The following is a 16,496-nucleotide window of genomic DNA, read 5'->3' on the forward strand; positions in this document are numbered from 1 at the left end:
GTCGGAGTGGTACCGGAGGATATCGGCGACTATGACAATGGTGCCGATTCATAAAATGCTTGAGGGAGCATGGCCGGCGCAGTCGTTGCAACGCGCGAGGAAGCGACCGTTGAGGCGTGACGGCGGGTCGATACGGTTTGCCCGCGAGAGTGATCGTCACCAAAGGCCGAGACGGCAACGCCGGCTCGGGGAGCGACGGAACGGCGCGAGCAGAGCACGGTCGGCCAGCGGCCGGCTCGCCCGAACACTGTCCGCGCCAACAGCCATGACATGACAAGCAAAGATCACGAAAATGAATCGATGCAGGCGTTTCGATTCAAAACTGTCGTTGGACCGGGCCTCCGCGATCGGCGATTCTTGGGCCATGCTCGCTCAACCTTACCAGCTCTATATCGAACGCACGGATCCAGCCAGAAACATGGCGCGTTATTATGCGCTCTCGATCGAATCGACCTTGTTCGGCACCTTCTGCCTGACCCGGCGATGGGGCCGCATCGGCTCCAGCGGACAGTCAATCGAACATCACTTCGACGGGGAAATGGAAGCCGTCGCTATGTTTCTCGATCTCCTATGCCGGAAACGGGCCCGCGGCTACAGCCTGAAGACGATCAGGCATCAACGCATCGTATAACGAACGCTACGGTTGGCGCTGCCCCTGCAGGCCGGATACGAGGAAAGGTGGAGTTGTCCATTTATACGCGCAACGGAATTGGAGCCGGCTTCGCCGGTCGATCCGGCGAGGCCGGCTTAGCGGTGCGGTAAGCGCCTCCCTCAGAAGGGAGGCTTCTGATCCCGCAGATCCTGCGTCAGTTCGTCGATCAAGATATTGAGTTCGGCAACCGCCGCTTCCAGCTCCGCCTCTATTTCGCGACGCTCCTCCCGGTCCCAGCAGTTCCTGAGTTCGGCGCGCAATTCTTCAATGTGATGTTCCAGCGTCATCTTCATCTCCTTGAGGTTTGTGAAAGATGACGTCCCGGGGGCGTGAGGATCGGGCCGGGTCAAGGATCGCGGCACGCGACCGCCGGAGGCGGCGAGTGGAGGAACCGATTTTCTGACGGCGCCCTTGAGGGCGTCGGCTGAAAATTGGAGGGGCCGCGATGTCCTTGAGGCGGCGCGATGCTCACGGGCAGACTTGGCGTTCTGAGCAGACAGGGTTTGGTCTCGTGTGGCACCAGGAGGAATGATCGCGGGCTCGATGCCCGCGATCATTTCAGCCAATTGTTCCGGCGCTGGCCGCACACGCTAGAGCCGGCCCCGATCGCTCGGGGCCGGTGCTCGCCGTTCAGTTCGGGTTGTTCCAGAGGATCACCTTCTTGCTCGGGTCGCCGCCGGGGGCTTGGGCGAGGTTGCCGAAGATCACGCCGATCTCGGGGGCTTCCAGCTTCACCGAGAGGTATTCCTCGCCGGTCTGGCGGGCGATGCGGTTCCAGCCTGCGCCGATCTCGAAGCCGGTCTTGCGGTGGATGACGCGGTAGTCGGGGGCTTCCTCGCTAGCCTTGGTGGCGTTTGGGATGATGGCGATCGGGGCGTTAACCCGGATGGTGGCGAAGATGCCCTCGAGGATGCCGTCGGTCTTCTGCGTCAGGGTTGCGATCGTGGTGGCCATGGTTGTGTCTCCTTCGGTTGCTCGGGACCATTTCCCGATGACGCACGAAGAGACGGCCGACCTGCTGCGGTCAGCTCGGGCAAAATTTTTGCGAAATTCTATTTTCCGCCAGAGGAAAACAACCAAAATCGAATTTCGCAAAAATTTTGCCCGAGTCTTACCCCTTCAGGGGTTGGCCGCAAAAGCAGGCGGTCGTCTATACGAGCGACATAAAAACGGGAATGGTCCGGGGCAACTGAAGGGCGCGATAACCTGACTGCCCCGCCCAGCGCTGCGGGATTTTGGCCTCACGCCTCATGAGCGCTTCGCTGCCATCCGGACTAGTGCCGTGCCCTCGCCTGGTCTCAACTGCGACATGCGGATGAGCGCGCCTGCTGCCAACATCACACGTTGCGTGTCCGCGCGGTCGGCGCGGTGACCGCACCGCAGCCCGCAGACAGTATGCAATATCGGATGACGCGGCTCGCGTGGGGCATCGGCTCCGGGCTTTCGCCAATTCGCCCGGCCGTCTGAGCGGTTCGTATCCGCCGGTCACAACGCGTCGGTAAGCGCGCCCTCCGTGATCGGGGCCGGCTTCATCGTCAGATGAAAACCCGCGAAAATCACAAGGCGACGGGATCCGAGCAAGTCACGAACGGAATACCGTAAAGCGCCACATTCCGATCCTGCGAAACGAAATGTGCGCCCTCCCCTATGGCCTGCGCCATAAGGAGATGATCGAAGGGATCACGGTGATGAAACGGAAGAGCAGCGAGAGCGACAAGATGCGCGTCCGTGATATCCAGCCGATCGAAACCTTGATCCGGCAAGATCGCAAGAATCTCTTCTATATCGGCATCGAGTTTGCCAATCCGCAGCTTCACGGTGATTTCCCAAAGGGAGACAACGCTGACAAGAACGTCGTTCTCAGAGTCGCCGATAAGGTCGCGCGCACGGGTGCCCAGCTTCGCGTCGTCGTTCAACCACCACAACAAGGCATGCGTATCGAGCAGAAGCCTCACGCCTCGTCTTCCATCGAAGTCAGGACGTCCGCCGGCAAGCTGTCGAAGTCTTCGGCAACTTTGATCTTGCCGCGCAACGCGCCGGGTTTGCGAGCCACAATGTCCTTTGATGGTGGCCCGATTTCCGCAACGACTTTATGATGGGAGGTGAGGACAAACCGCTGGCCGTCCTCGACCTGCTTGAGAAAGGACGTCAGATTGCCGCGAAACTCCCGCACGCCGACACGGCGGGGAGATGGTGTCTGTGGCCGGGACTGAGGCATTTGGAGGCTCCGTTCTGGGGGAAATGTGTACACAATTCCTCAAAAATGCAAGGGGTTTCGCTCCTGAGGTTGCGACAGAAATTTCTATTGCTTTTCAGCGCCGACGGTTTTCTCGCGAAATTCAGAGTAATTGCGAAGGCGCTTAGCCAGAGGCCCGCCGATGAGAGAAGTCGCCGCATTCACTGGCACTTGAAACGATCGGCGACAGATGTCATATTATGAGCGACAGATGACGCAGGAGACAGTGATGGCGGTCGCAGCAAAAGCACCTTCTTCAATAACACCCAGCGGGGAACTGCAAAAGATCGAGGCCCTACTCGGTGGCACTCGCGTGCTGTCGCGCCGGCTGACAACAGCGCTCGACGCCCATGAATTGCTGCTGATCGGATTACCGGCCTCCGCGGTCGATCATCTCGTCGGAAGCCTGGTCTTTATCGGAAAAACCGAGTCCCTCGAAAAGGCCGTCGGTATGAGCCTCAGGACATGGCAACGCCGAAAGGACGCGCCGTCCAAGCCGCTGAGCCAGGAGCAAAGCGGTCGAGCATGGAAATTCGCCGAAATCCTGTCGAAGGCAACGGATGTGCTGGGAACGCAGGCGGAAGCCGAGCAATGGCTGGAGCGTCCGGCCATCGGGCTCGATCAGCGCCGCCCGATCGACCTGCTCGGGACGCCTGCCGGCGTCGAACTGGTCGAGGACTATCTGGAACGGCTTGAATATGGCGTCTATGCATGACGCCTTTGCCGATTGCGCTTGGCGGTTCCGAGCTGATCGCATGGCGGCTCGACCAAGCCGCTTATGACCCAACATGGGATAGCGGTGAAGGCGCTTTTCGTGTCGGCGGTCGCTGGAACAGCAAGGGCGTACGGGCGATCTACTGCTCCATCGACCCGGCCACGGCGATCCTTGAGGTCGCGGTCCACAAGGGTTTTCGCGCGCTCGATACAATCCCGCATATCCTGACGGCCGCTGTCATCGCCGACACCGACGCGGTGCATGTCGTCGATCCGGCCACCGTTCCCAATCCGAACTGGCTTCGGCCCGGTATTCCGAGCGCCGGTCAGCAAGCGTTCGGCGACGACCTGCTGCGGCAGCATCGCTTTGTTGCAATCCCAAGCGCGGTCTCCACTCACAGCTGGAACCTGATCTTTGTCGCGAGCCAGGCGGCCGGCAGCTATTCGCTGAAGTTCCAGGAGACCTTCGCCCTTGATACCCGTCTGCACCCACCGGCGGCCATCTAATCACCAGAACTTGTGGAAAGGTGGCTAAGGCAGCTGCGAGTGAGGCATGAACCACGTGACAGCAGGTTCTCCCGGTGGGAAGGCTTTGGTTCCGACAGGAGAGGGATTGCCTATGACCACCACCAATGAAATCGCAGACAAGATCGCCGCCGAACACAACCTGACCAAGGTCCAAAGCAAGGCTGTCGTCGAAGCCGTATTTGCCGCCATCACGGCCGCTGCAACGTCCGGTGCGGAAACGTCCATCCCCGGCTTTGGCAAGTTTAAAGTGAAGGACACGCCGGAGCGCGACGCGCGCAATCCCGCAACCGGGGCGACGATCAAGGTCGCCGCACAGAAAAAGCTTGCCTTCACTCCGGCGAAGGCACTCAAGGATGCGCTGAACAAGTAGTCTCGGGCGCAACACGAGCGCGAGATGGTGTACTGCGAAGGAGATGGCGCTCACGCGCCATCTCCTTTGAGTTCCCAGACATTGATACCGAGCCGGCGGGCCTTGTCGCGAAGGTTGTCGGTAATGCCGGAACCGGGAAAGACGATGACGCCCGATGGCATGACTGAGAGCATGTCGTCGTTGCGGCGAAACGGGGCGGCCTTGGCGTGCTTATTCCAGTCGGGCTTGAAGGCGATCTGGGTGACCTTCCGGGCCTCGGCCCAGCAGGCGGCGATACGTTCAGCGCCTTTCGGCGAGCCGCCGTGCAGCAGGATCATGTCCGCGTGCTTGGCACGGGCCTTGTCGAGCGCAGCCCAGATCCGGTCGTGATCATTGTAGTCCATGCCGCCGCCGAAGGCGATCTTGGTCCCGGCCGGGACCAGCACAGTGGTTTCGGCGTGCCGGCGGGCAGACAAGAAATCCCTGCTGTCGATAATCGCCGCGGTCATGTTGGTGTGGTTGACCTTGGAACCGGTGCGCGGCCGCCATGCAGAGCCGGTCTGGGCCTCGAAGAGATCGGCGGCGTAATCGCGCATGAACTCGAAGGCATTACGGCGTTCGAGAAGCGTGATGCCCTCGACGACATGGCGCTCAAGCTCGACGCTTTTCACCTCCGAGCCGTCCTGCTCGCGCTGGCCGGTCCGCTGGGCGTCCTCGTTGCGCTGAAGTTCGCGCTGGATACGCTCGCCGGCGCGGTGGAAGAGATTGACCGTTGACCAGAGCAGGTCTTCGAGATCAGGCTCCAGCCGCGTGTCGCCGAGCATCTCGAACATTGCGGAGAACATCGCGGTCAGCACTGACTGGACGACCGGCTCCTCCGGCAGTGGGCGCGGGTCCGGCTCGTCCTGGTAAGGGCGGTAGCCATAGACTTGCATCTCGTAGATGACGCGGTCGGTCGGGGAGGACGCGTGGTCGGGTTCGAAGGTGTCGTCGATGGGAAGGATGAGGTTCATGATGGTCTCCGTCGGTTTGGGCCGCGCCTCTCGCGGCCTGACGGCGATCCCTGTCCAGGCGGCGGGCAGGCCGGAACCGCAAGCGAAGTGAAGCGGCCCAGCGCAGCGCCGGGCGGTTAAGGGAGGGTTTCTTGGCCCGCGAGGAGCGCCGGCTGCCGCAACGGTCCGAAACCGGCAACCGGTTTTCGGGATAGCCGATGCGGACTAAAAAGCCGGCGCGGGGAAGAAACCTGACCGACCCGCTGAAGGCAAGACAGCCGACTGGTATGGGTCGCCTCTCGGCAGGCCCGCAGGCGCACCCCGCCGGGAGGGGGACTGACAGGACCGGCCCTGCCAGCCACGCCCACGCCCCGTCCGGCGTCCCCTTCTCGGCCGCACTACGAGGGAAGAAGGAGCCTGGCGTCTTCCGGTGCGAGTTGACCCCGGAGATTTGCGATGAGTCGGTCCGGTCCAAGCCGGCGCAGATCCTCGTTGAAGTCGCCGAGATCCGGGGTAAGCACAAGCGGCAGGACGCCGAGCGCCTGCACCCGGTGGCTCAGTCCTTCTATCCCATGCCTGCCGGCGGCATCCGCATCGGCGGCAACATAGAGACGCAGACACCCGACCGGTGGCCGGAAGGCGGCAAGGTGATTGGCCGTCAGCGCCGAGACCACAGGCATGCCAGGCATCACATGCGAGAGCGACAACATGCTTTCGAGCCCCTCGCCTGCCGCCATGACGGGTACAGGGCCATCAACGGGAAAGCGGAACCGCACGGCGTTGCCGAGCAGCCCGCCCAGCGCACGGCGAGGATCCTCAACCCGAGCTTTGCCGTCGCCGCCAGGATCGAGCCAGGTGCGATGCACGCCCGTGACCGTGCCCGTTTGGTCGGTCACCGCTGCGATCAGCGCGGGATAACTGCAGTTTCCGCCGCTGACGAGATCGCGATAGTAGCAGGACGGGTGGAAGCGGAGCGAGGAATGCAGAGAGGCGCGCAAGATGCCGCGCCGACGCAGATAGCTGTCAGCCAAAGTGCCAGCGAGCGGCTGCGTCATTTGGAACAGGCGTCGTGCACGTTCCGCAGCCGGTCTTTCAACCGGTTGGCTTTCGAGCCTATGGTCCCTGCCGGAAGAAGAGACCGGGCTGACCCGTGGTTCGTTGAGGAAACGCCGGGCCTCGTCTAGAACATCGCGGAAGTCGATCAACCCGCAGGTCTCCCGCACGAGGTCGAGCAGGTCGCCATACTCCGCAGTCGCCGCATCTGCCCACCGCCCCACTCGCGGGCCGGTGAGATGAACGTAGAGGGACTTTCCCTTGCTGTTGGCGGTGTCGCCGACGATCCAGTAATTGCCGGCCCTGCGGCCGGCGGAGAGGTAATGGCGGCAGACCGCCTCGGCATCAAGCGCCAGACGGTCCGCAAGTTCGGAGGCTGACAACATGGCGTCAGCCCCGTCCGGCGACATCGACGACGCGATGCCGCTCGATGAGGCGCGACAACACCGCCTGTCCGTCATCCGAGATCGGGATGAAGAACCGAACCTTCCAGGCGATCATCTCGGAAAAAAGGCCGATCGATCTCAACCTGTCGCGCATCCCGTCGGTGAAGCCGGCAAGCTCGATGCGATAATCGTTCATCACCCGAACGCGCCGCAGCGTCATATTGCCTGCGAGTGCGACGACCGCGGACCCACCGAGCAGCGATTCCCACACCTCTTCGGCGCTGACGACTTCTGTCTGATCGAGCCCGAAATTCCGGCAAAGCCGGGAAAGCCGTTCTGAAGAGATCAGGCGGCCGACGATCCGCTCACCCTCGTCGGTCTCAAGCCGATAGACCCGGCAATAATCCTGCGGCAGCAGTTTCCAGATCGGCAGCAGGAGGCCTGAGACGACGTGCATGGTCGAAACCGAGAACTCGGGGAGATCGGCGACTTCTGCGCTCCAGGCAGCGGAAAATCGCTGCTCGTCCACTTCTTCCCAGTTCGTTTCATCGAGCTGGCGCAGCTCGAAACGGATTTCGTCCATCGGCCGGATGAGCGCCACGCGCGGCTGGACCGAACCGTCCTCAAGCATGATCGAACGCGTCGGCACCTGCACGGCAGGGCGGCCGGACTTGCCGTTGATCATCAGCTTTGCCCGTGGGTCGCGCTGATGGAGCCCAAGAGCGTCGGCAATCTGCATCGGCTGATTGCGATCCATGCGTTCGATGGTCAACAGATGCGACTGGGCGCCGGTAACGGGATGGGTGTAAACCAGTCGCCTTTCTTTCACCGTCATGCGATCGGCGACCAGTGTCTCGAGGCCCCTGTCATAGACACCCGAGGCGATTGCGCCCTCGATGCGGGCGGCCAGCAGTTGCTCAAAAGCATCAAACAACAGGTTCTGCATTTCGATCGTGAGCGCCAGCATGCGGTTGAGGAAGGTATGGATCGGCGGCAGCTCGTCTTTCAGACCACCCTCTTCCGCGCTGAGCGAAAGCCCGGTGATCGCCTCGAATTTTTCGAGCGAGCATCCCACGACGCCGCCACCATGGATCAGCTTGTAGAACTGCCGCAGCGCATCGCGGGTATATTGGGATTCAAGATTATCCTCCGAGCGGAACATCCCTTGTCCGCCTGTCTGGCGCTGGCCGCGGGTGATGGCGCCGAGCGTATCGAGACGTCGGGCGATGGTCGACAGGAAGCGACGCTCGGCCTTGACGTTGGTGGCGATCATCCGGAAGCGCGGAGGCTGTGCCTGGTTGGTGCGATGGCTTCGCCCGAGACCCTGGATCGCAACGTCGGCGCGCCAGCCGGCTTCGAGAAGATTGTGCAGGCGCAGGCGCTGGTTCTTCGCACCGAGATCGGCATGGTAGGACCGGCCCGTGCCACCGGCTTCGGAGAAGATCAGGATCGGCTTCTCATCGTCCATAAAGGCCCGGGTCTCATCGAGATTGGCGCTGCCCGGCCGGCTTTCAACAGTGAAGCGGTCGATGGTGCCGCCGTCATCGCGGCGTACGATCCGGCGCGTGCGACCGGTGATCTCAGCAACGCGATCTGTGCCGAAGTGCTGAACGATCTGGTCGAGCGCGGTCGGGATCGCCGACAGGCTGCCGAGCCGTTCGAGCAACGCGTCCCGGCGAGCGACGGCTTCCCGGCACATGACGGGGTTGCCGGCGGCGTCATAGACTGGCCGCGACAGGAGATTGCCTTCGGTGTCGGAATATTCCTCGAAGAGCTGGGTCGGGAAGGAATGGTTGAGATATTCCGCAACGATCTCGCGCGGCGTGACGTCGACCTGGATATCGCCCCACTCCTCTGTCGGTCTTTCCGCGAGCCGGCGTTCGGTCAGGGACTGGCCGGTCGATATGATCTGGACGATCGCTGCATGCCCGTCCGCCACGTCCCCGGTCGTGGCGTCGATCAACGCCGGCGTCTTCATGGACGTCAACAGGTGATTGAAGAAGCGCTGCTTCGAGCTTTCGAAGGCGGAGCGGGCGGCGGCTTTGGCATTTTTGTTGAGCGTTCCCTTGCTGCTGCTGATACCGGAGGCTTCGAGGGCGGCGTTCAGATTGTTATGAATGACCCGGAACGCTTCGGCATAGGAATCGTAGATGCGAACCTGTTCCTCGGTCAGCTCGTGTTCGAGGATGTCATATTCCACACCCTCGAAGGACAGGGACCGGGAAGCGTAGAGGCCCATTGCCTTGAGATCACGGGCGAGCACTTCCATGGTTGCAACGCCGCCGTCCTCGATCGCGGCGATGAATTCCGATCGCGTCGAGAAGGGGAAATCAGTACTGCCCCAAAGTCCAAGGCGTTCGGCATAGGCCAGCGACTCGACCTCGGACGCGCCGGTCGCCGAAACATAGACGACACGGGCGTCCGGGAGAGCACGCTGCAGGCGCAGACCAGCACGGCCCTGCTGCGAGGCTGCCTTTTCGCCACGCTCGGACTTTCCGCCGGCGGCATTGGCCATCGAATGCCCCTCGTCAAAGACAATGACGCCATCGAAACCTCTTGCGTTCCCTGTGGCGGCTTCGCCGCTGCCCGCCTCTTGACCGAGCCAGTCAACGATTTGCTGGACACGCGATCGCTTCCCCTCGCGTTCATCCGTGCGCAACGTCGCAAACGTGACGAACAGGATTCCTTCATCGAGCTTGATCGGCTTGCCCTGGCGGAAGCGTGACAGCGGCGTCACGAGCAGCTTCTCCTGGCCGAGCGCACTCCAATCACGCTGGGCATCCTCGATCAGTGTCTCGGATTTGGAAATCCACAAATGGCGGCGGCGACCCTTGAGCCAATTGTCGAGGATGATACCGGCAGCCTGCCGACCTTTGCCTGCACCTGTGCCATCCCCCAAAAACCAGCCCCGGCGAAATTGGACAGAGCCCTCATCCTCCGGTTTGACGGCTTTGAGGTTGTCGTAACTGGCGTCAACGGACCAGTGACCGGCGAGGTAACCCGAATGGGCCTCGCCGGCATAGATCACGCTTTCAAGCTGCGCGTCTGAAAGGTCGCCGCTGGTGATGACGCACTTCGGCAGATGCGGCCGATAGCTCGGCTTGGGCGGTGCGACCGATGCCATGGCGACGGATTCGACGAGCTTGTCCGGATGCGGTTTTGCGTCGGGAATGCGGATCGCCTGCAGCCGGTAAGGCTCGTAGATGCCCTCAGTGACGTCGCAGCGGGTCGTCGCTGCCGCATCGCAGAGTTCGTAGGAGAGTTCGACCACGACATCATCGACGCGTGGGGGTAGTGAGGAAACAGGGCGCGGTGCGCGAGTAGCGGAGAGAGGACGCACGATTGGTGCTGATACTGTAGCGTGCCGCAGTGTAGATGTGTTTCGGGCGGCCATCTTCGCCGCGCTAGCGCAGGCGGTTTCGTTGAAAGGAGCGCCGGTCGATTGTGACGCGGACGTCGGCGAGCGAGGCGGCAGGCTCGACGTCCACGACAGCAAGGTCTCGAGATCAGGGGCGATGCCATGCGAGGCGATGAGGCGCGTCGGATCGGCGGAGGCGATCTTGTCGATCACGGTCAGGCGGGTCTCCATCGTCGTGCCGTGCCGGCCATAAACGGAGCCATCGATCGCGCCGCTGAACAGGACCGTGCCACGCTCCTGCAGACGGACGAAAGCGTCGCGCCATGTGAGGTTGTCGGGAGAGAGACTTGAGCCGGAGATCGCAACCAGTCGTCCGCCGGGGGCAAGCCGTGCGAAGGCGGAGGCGAGATGACGCCATGCGGCGTCTGCGATACGGCCTTCGACATGAACGCCGGCGGAAAACGGCGGGTTCATCAAGACGACGGTCGGGCGGATAGAACGATCGAGATAATCGTCGATATGGGCGGCATCATGCTGCGCCACGGCCGACCCGGGAAAGAGCAGTTGCAGAAGACCGTGGCGGAGGGGCGCATATTCGTTGAGAGACAGGCGCGCATGCGCGAGTTCGGCGAAGATCGCCATCAGCCCGGTCCCGGCGGAGGGTTCGAGCACGGTATCATCCGCCACGATGTCCGCGGCACGGGCCGCGATATAGGCCAATGGTACCGGCGTCGAAAATTGCTGGAGTTGCTGGCTTTCCTCGGAGCGCCGCGTGTGGGTCGGGACCAAACCCGCCACCTTGGTCAGCATTGCCAGCGTTGCCTGCGGTGCATTTGCGCGGGCGGTGATCGCCGCGCCGAACTTGCGCAGAAACAGGACCTGCGCCACTTCGGTCGCCTCGTAGGCGTCTTTCCATGACCAGAGGCCGTCTGCGTCCGAGCCGCCGAAAATGTCCGTCAAAATAGTCCGAAGATCGGCTGCACCGATGGACCGGCCACCCTCGAGAGATGGCAGAAGCGCGTGGCCAGCCTGAACGAGTTTGCATGCTCGGCTGGTGGGATGGGCGGTTGCGAATGAGGCGCCGGTCGAGCTTGTGGCGCGGGAGGGAACGATGTTCATGGGAACCCTGTCGAGAGCGGGAAAGGACTGGCCCACCCGGACGCTCTCCAAGCCCCGGCAGACCGCCCTTTTCCGGCCCCTCTCTCCCTCCAGGCGATCAACGCGGCGGGCGCCCGGCCTTCAGCCGGGCGCGAGCTTCAGATTTTCGAATGCCGCAACACCCCCGGCCGACACGGTATGCAGGACGGCATTTCCGCCGGCTGCGATCCATTCGGCCGCTTCCTCGGCCGACAGCTAATGGACATGCACGAAATGTCTCTCAACCGTGCCGCGGTGGCGCTCGAAGACGTCGCGATCCTCGAAGGCGTAGAGGGTATCGCCCGGGCCGTCCCAATAGACGATGGCGAAACAGACGGGCCGAACGATATGAGAACGGTAATTGAGAAACACCGGTGCGACTGGCGCAGAAACCGGGCGAGTGCAGGCCTGGTCATGATACTCTCCTGAAAACGCGAAAAGGCCCGGCACTCTTCGGAGCACCGGGCCTGGTTGGAAGGAAGATTGGTGGGGGGTCTCCCCGGAGCGTCAGCGCCGGCCGGAGGCCCCCCCTTCGATAAAGACCTCATCGAGGTTGACTTCGAGAAGCTTCAGGATCCGGCCGTCGACAGCAACGCATTCGTTGATCCAGTTGTGATCGAGCTTGCTGTGCCGACCGAACCGTTCGGACGGCACGTAGACGATCGTGAAATGCGGATGCTCTCTGCCATCGGATGCAAGATGCACATAGGGGCCCTTAACCCCGATCACCGTTCCGCCCGTACCGTACGACGTGCGGATCATCATGCCGGGATGGACGAGTGCAGCCACATCCGGCGCACCAGGAGGTGTCGAACGATAATGGCCGAGGTGGGGCGCCCCGAGTTCTGCCGCGTAGAGGGAGTGAGCGAGATAGTTCGGCTGTTCTCCTGGCCGGGGTTTACGCCTGATCCGCATTGCTCTCTCCCCTGTCATCGGCGGCTGGCGAGCGGCTTTCGGATCGAGCCTGACCCGGCGTCAGAAAGCCTCGAGGGTTATCAGGATCGGGCGGCAAATAAGCGTCGTAGGGGTTGCCGTCGGAAAGATGTCCAAACGGTGTGAACACCCGGTCCGTCCCATCCTGTCCAACAGCGCACAGGACATAACGAGGTTCGCTCGTCCGGGAATCCAGGCATTCCATCAAGACGAGGTTACCGTCTGCGGCTGCGCGCAAGAGGGTTTGGAAATTGGTCCTGGCATGGTTGGGTATTGTCATTTTATCTCCTGGCGGAATAGGCCCGGCATGCGCCGGGCGAAGGGTTTCTCAATGCCGGTGACTGTCGATTTCACCATCGGAAGGTGCGGGAGATCTCGCATCGGGCGACATGGCGCTCGCACATGCCGCTCAACGGCGAAGGCCGGATTCAGGCTGAAGTCGCTGAGATCGCAGCGCTTTACTGCCTATTTTTAGATAGTAAAATGCGTCGGAGTCGCGTAGGTTCGAGATCCGAACGGGAGAGCAGAGTGCGAACATTCACAATCGATGGTCGGGTGATGGAAGAGTCGTCGCCTGAATTGCGAGCACTCCTTCCGCAGGCCTACGAGCAAAGGCTTCGGCCGATGTGCATGTGCAAGGAACCGCCCGTGCCGATGTACATCGCCAGGGTGGACGACCTGTATGTCATCAAGCGAATGCCGCTATCGGGACGCGATCATGATCCCGCATGCCCCTCCTATGAGCCTCCTTACGAGCTGTCGGGCCTGGGGCCGCTCATCGGAAACGCTATACAGATCGATGCGAACGGCAAGGCCGCCCTGAAACTGGATTTCTCGCTGACGAAGCGCGGGCCTCGGGCTGCGCCCGGTGCGGTAAGCGAAGCCTCCGAACACGGCATTCGCAGCGAGCCGAAGAAATTGTCGTTGCGGGCAATGCTGCATTATCTCTGGGAGGCGGGCGAACTCACCGAGTGGCGTTCGACCTGGGCCGGCAGACGCGGCTGGGGCCGGGTGCGAACAAGCCTTCTGAACGCCGCCGGGCAAATGACGGCCAGAGGCACGACTTTGGCCGACATGCTCTTCGTGCCGGAAGTGTTTCATCCCGACGACAAGGATGGGATCGCCGCCCGGCGCGCCGCGGTGCTCAAGGGCGTGCAGGCGGCCGGTTCGGGTCCACGCAAGCTGATGATGATCGTGGCGGAAGTGAAGGAGTTTTCCGCCGCGCGTGAGGGGCAGAGGATCGGCGTACGGCACATGCCTTTTCCGCTGATGATCGAGGAAGGCGCGTGGCGGCGGCTCGCCGCGCGCCATGAAGTCGAGCTTGATCTGTGGCGCTCGAACGAGGCATTCCATCTGATCGTCATCGCCACCTTCGGCGTCTCGGCCGCCGGCATTGCGGCGGTCGAAGAGGTATCGCTGATGGTGGTCAACGAGCACTGGCTGCCGTTCGAGGATATCCACGAGCTACGGCTTCTGGAAAAGCTCGGTCACGTCAAGCGAAAGAGCGTCAAAGGCTTGCGGTTCAACCTGCCACGCGATGCGCCGATCGTGTCGGTGACACTGCCGGAGCAGAAACCGGCGCCTGTCGCCATGTTCATCGTTCCGCCGAGCGCCGGAGAGGATTACGAACAGGCGCTTGCGGAGATGATCGAGACGAGGCCGGAGATCACACCCTGGGTCTGGCGGGTCGCGGAGGGTGAAATCCCGCGGCTTCCCTGATCCGCGAACGCCGCGGCTCGGCCGCCAACGCCTTTCCTCAACGGTCGACGTGACACGAAGCCGGGTCGTAGCTCGGCCTATGTCGCGCGACGACATCCTGCCGATGCCGCCTGACGGCCGCCATCACGTTTTCACGGAGCTCACCCGGTTCGCCTTCGCGAAAAGCCGCGTCCTCGGACCAGCACAGGGTCTCGACAAATGCCGGCGCGAAATCGAAATCGAAGGTGAAACCCTCTTCCTCAAGCTCTTCGCAGACGTCGCTATAGACGGCAAGTGCGAAGGGCACGATCTCGCGGACATGGGATCGCATCGCCTGCCAACCAACGGCATCCCACAATTCCGACATGCGGGCGATTGTCTCCGGGACCGGCCGTCCATCCTGATGCAGGCCGCGGAAATAAAGCATCGCCTCCCAGAGGCAGAGAGCCGTCTCGATCTCCTTTACCGTGAATACATCGCTTGCAGCGCTACCGGCCGGAGCGTTGTTGTCCCGACAAGAAGGAACCACCGATGTGGCAACTGGGATGGCCTTGTCCTTAAGTCTGAACCGGCCAAGAATATCTTCGCTTGTGGCGTGATGGACGGCCTTGGCGGTGATCAGCGAAACGCCGGCGCCAAAACTCTCCGGACGTTGCGAGGGGTGGTTCGTCCATTGAATCACCGCGACCTCGTGCAGATCCGGTGATCGCGCGACGATGCCCTGCACCACAAACTGCCACGGGAAACCGCTAAGGTCGATCTCGATCATTACATCGTCTTCGACCGTGTTGCCCCGTGCTGGCTGAAGGGCGAGGATACGGTCGGCGATGAAGAGGTTGACCGGATCCCCGGCGTTCCGCGCTGAGGCACCAAACGCGGCGACCAGCTCGCCGCGCCTCACACGGATCGGATTGGTCGGTCCGACATCCGTAAACAGGACAAGACCCTCTTCGGTTTCGCTGCACTCGAGCACATTGGTGAGGATCAGCATTTCGAGTGGGCTGATGTCTGCCAGCGGAAGGGGCGGATGGCTGTAGATCCTGGTCTCAAGCATAGTCATGATGTTTCCATTCCGGGAACGGGAAGAACCCGGCGTGGCGGCCGGGCGATGAAGTCGATGGACGAGGATGGCTGGTAGGGACGTGGTCAGGCCGCGCTTTCGAGCAGTCTCTTCGCCTTGCCTTCAAGTTCGAGCCGGCCGTCCTGATGGGACTTTCCCCGCGCAAGGGCGGTGATGCCCTGCACAAAGTCAAAGATCGACTCCGGTGGTCTGCCCTCCTCGGAAAGAACGGTTTCGCTGATCTTGCCGGTTTCGGCCTTCGAGAAGCCGCGCTTGCGCAGGAACTCGGAGCGATCCTCCTCGTTTCGGGCAACGATGCGTTCACGGGCGGCACGTATGCCGGCGATGAACGGTGCGGGCGAGGAGTTCGCGAAGGTCGTCAGCGCCGGGGCGGCTTCGTGGGCGAAGCGCTGGGCAGCGAACTTCGAGTGGCGAATGGTAATCTCCTCGAAATTCTCGGTCCCCCAGAGATTCCTGTTGGCGCACACTGCTCGCAGGTAGAAGCTCGCGATCCCAAGCGTTTTCGAGCCAACCTCGCTGTTCCAGGCATAGAAGCCACGGAAATATAAATCAGGCTCGCCATTCGGCAGTCGCCCGGCTTCGATTGGATGCGTGTCATCGCAGAGAAAGACGAAAACATCGCGATCGCTGGCGTATAGCGTCGTCGTATCCTTTGTGACGTCGACGAAAGGATTGTGGGTCATCGTAGACCAGTCGAGCAGACCGGGAACCTTCCAGATCGTATCGCCTGTGCCATTGCCGGCAATGTTCATGATGGCCGCGATCAAATCCCTGTCCCAGATGCGCCCGTATTCCGGACCGGTGACCGCACGCAATTCGACGCGACCGTCGTCCATCTCAAGCGTTTTGACCAGTTCGGCGGTGTGACTGAGGAGCCCGTGCTGCAGATTGATCGCCGCCAGCGGTGCTGGCAGCTGGCGCATGTAGCTCGCAGGTGCACCAACGAGGCTGCAGAGCTGACCGTAGCTCCAGTGTGTTGGCGCGACCGGCTCGCGCCCGCCGGGAACGATCAGGGACAGGCGTTCGGCGTTCTCGCGGGTGGCCTCGACGCGGATCTCGGAAGTCTCGACTGTGCGAACGCGGGCGCGTTCCGTCCTGGCGCTGACGGCATGATGCAAATCCGAAAGTGAAAGATAACGCTCGTCGTCTGGACGCGAAAACCATTCCGATGAAACGCGGCCGATGCGTTCACCGCGGGATATGTCGACTTTGAATCCGACCGATGTCGGTCGCGGGCTGGAAATCATGGTGTTCATGATGAAGTCTCCTGAAACGAAAAAGCCCGGTTGAGCGCTCTTGCGGCAACCGGGCTGGTGGGATGGAGGATGAAGGGCGGCGGCAAGACCTGACAGGACAACGCGGTCTGGAAAGGCAACCGC

Annotated in this window: 17 protein-coding genes; 5 read left to right on the forward strand and 12 right to left on the reverse strand. The window is 62.0% G+C overall.

The features are described 5' to 3' along the window. Positions 1 to 292 precede the first annotated feature (292 nt). Positions 293 to 631, forward strand: a complete 339-nt coding sequence (locus EM858_RS17280; RefSeq protein ID WP_127757403.1) for a WGR domain-containing protein — start codon at positions 293 to 295, stop codon at positions 629 to 631. A gap of 140 nt (positions 632 to 771) precedes the next feature. Here the strand turns inward: EM858_RS17280 and EM858_RS27165 are convergent, their stop codons facing one another. The 4 genes from EM858_RS27165 to EM858_RS17300 all read right to left on the reverse strand — a co-directional run bounded on the left by EM858_RS27165 (position 772) and on the right by EM858_RS17300 (position 2,870). Continuing rightward, a complete protein-coding gene (locus tag EM858_RS27165) occupies positions 772 to 939 on the reverse strand; it encodes a hypothetical protein (RefSeq protein WP_164865462.1) in 168 nt (55 codons plus the stop codon). Between the two features lie 343 nt (positions 940 to 1,282). Next, complete coding sequence (locus tag EM858_RS17285) at positions 1,283 to 1,606, reverse strand: DUF736 family protein (protein ID WP_127757404.1); 324 nt, start codon at positions 1,604 to 1,606, stop codon at positions 1,283 to 1,285. A 602-nt stretch (positions 1,607 to 2,208) separates the two neighbouring features. Beyond that, positions 2,209 to 2,607: a type II toxin-antitoxin system VapC family toxin gene (locus tag EM858_RS17295; RefSeq protein ID WP_127757405.1), complete on the reverse strand. Its 399-nt coding sequence runs from the start codon at positions 2,605 to 2,607 to the stop codon at positions 2,209 to 2,211. Further along, positions 2,604 to 2,870 carry an antitoxin of toxin-antitoxin stability system gene (locus EM858_RS17300; protein ID WP_127757406.1) on the reverse strand — a complete coding sequence of 89 codons (267 nt, stop codon included), beginning with the start codon at positions 2,868 to 2,870 and terminating at the stop codon, positions 2,604 to 2,606. The genes EM858_RS17295 and EM858_RS17300 overlap by 4 nt, the downstream gene beginning before the upstream one ends. 247 nt (positions 2,871 to 3,117) lie before the next feature. On the opposite strand from EM858_RS17300, the gene EM858_RS17305 reads away from it, so the two are divergent. From EM858_RS17305 to EM858_RS17315, 3 genes are all read left to right on the forward strand, one after another. Then, entirely contained in the window at positions 3,118 to 3,603 is a 486-nt protein-coding gene (locus tag EM858_RS17305; RefSeq protein ID WP_127757407.1) for a DUF2384 domain-containing protein, read from the forward strand. Beyond that, the gene (locus tag EM858_RS17310) at positions 3,600 to 4,109 is read left to right on the forward strand and encodes an RES domain-containing protein (RefSeq protein WP_127757408.1); all 510 of its coding nucleotides are present in this window, start codon (positions 3,600 to 3,602) and stop codon (positions 4,107 to 4,109) included. Before EM858_RS17305 ends, EM858_RS17310 begins: the two co-directional genes overlap by 4 nt. A 112-nt stretch (positions 4,110 to 4,221) precedes the next feature. Beyond that, entirely contained in the window at positions 4,222 to 4,500 is a 279-nt protein-coding gene (locus tag EM858_RS17315) for an HU family DNA-binding protein (RefSeq protein WP_127757464.1), read from the forward strand. 50 nt (positions 4,501 to 4,550) lie between these two features. Here EM858_RS17315 and EM858_RS17320 read toward each other — a convergent pair whose 3' ends face one another. The 6 genes from EM858_RS17320 to EM858_RS17350 form a co-directional block, all read right to left on the reverse strand. Next, on the reverse strand, positions 4,551 to 5,492 hold the full coding sequence (locus tag EM858_RS17320) for a DUF2493 domain-containing protein (RefSeq protein WP_127757409.1): 942 nt from the start codon (positions 5,490 to 5,492) through the stop codon (positions 4,551 to 4,553). 377 nt (positions 5,493 to 5,869) lie between these two features. Next, positions 5,870 to 6,910 carry a toprim domain-containing protein gene (locus EM858_RS17330; protein WP_127757410.1) on the reverse strand — a complete coding sequence of 347 codons (1,041 nt, stop codon included), beginning with the start codon at positions 6,908 to 6,910 and terminating at the stop codon, positions 5,870 to 5,872. A 4-nt stretch (positions 6,911 to 6,914) separates the two neighbouring features. Continuing rightward, positions 6,915 to 11,387 carry a bifunctional class I SAM-dependent methyltransferase/DEAD/DEAH box helicase gene (locus EM858_RS17335; protein ID WP_127757411.1) on the reverse strand — a complete coding sequence of 1,491 codons (4,473 nt, stop codon included), beginning with the start codon at positions 11,385 to 11,387 and terminating at the stop codon, positions 6,915 to 6,917. Between the two features lie 234 nt (positions 11,388 to 11,621). Continuing rightward, entirely contained in the window at positions 11,622 to 11,777 is a 156-nt protein-coding gene (locus EM858_RS27170) for a hypothetical protein (protein ID WP_164865463.1), read from the reverse strand. 135 nt (positions 11,778 to 11,912) lie between these two features. After that, on the reverse strand, positions 11,913 to 12,320 hold the full coding sequence (locus EM858_RS17345) for a hypothetical protein (protein ID WP_127757412.1): 408 nt from the start codon (positions 12,318 to 12,320) through the stop codon (positions 11,913 to 11,915). Further along, positions 12,304 to 12,618 carry a DUF6117 family protein gene (locus tag EM858_RS17350; RefSeq protein ID WP_245483013.1) on the reverse strand — a complete coding sequence of 105 codons (315 nt, stop codon included), beginning with the start codon at positions 12,616 to 12,618 and terminating at the stop codon, positions 12,304 to 12,306. The genes EM858_RS17345 and EM858_RS17350 overlap by 17 nt, the downstream gene beginning before the upstream one ends. Before the next feature lie 248 nt (positions 12,619 to 12,866). Here EM858_RS17350 and EM858_RS17355 point away from each other — a divergent pair, with 248 nt between their 5' ends. Continuing rightward, a complete protein-coding gene (locus EM858_RS17355) occupies positions 12,867 to 14,057 on the forward strand; it encodes a DUF1173 domain-containing protein (protein WP_164865464.1) in 1,191 nt (396 codons plus the stop codon). 37 nt (positions 14,058 to 14,094) lie between these two features. Here EM858_RS17355 and EM858_RS17360 read toward each other — a convergent pair whose 3' ends face one another. Both EM858_RS17360 and EM858_RS17365 read right to left on the reverse strand, forming a co-directional pair. Continuing rightward, positions 14,095 to 15,027, reverse strand: coding sequence for a hypothetical protein (locus tag EM858_RS17360; protein WP_245483014.1), 933 nt, complete (start codon positions 15,025 to 15,027; stop codon positions 14,095 to 14,097). 155 nt (positions 15,028 to 15,182) lie between these two features. After that, a complete protein-coding gene (locus EM858_RS17365; protein WP_127757414.1) occupies positions 15,183 to 16,373 on the reverse strand; it encodes a DUF932 domain-containing protein in 1,191 nt (396 codons plus the stop codon). Positions 16,374 to 16,496 lie beyond the last annotated feature (123 nt).

It is taken from the genome of Agrobacterium sp. CNPSo 2736 (genome assembly GCF_004005385.1).
Taxonomy (GTDB): Bacteria; Pseudomonadota; Alphaproteobacteria; order Rhizobiales; family Rhizobiaceae; genus Agrobacterium; species Agrobacterium leguminum.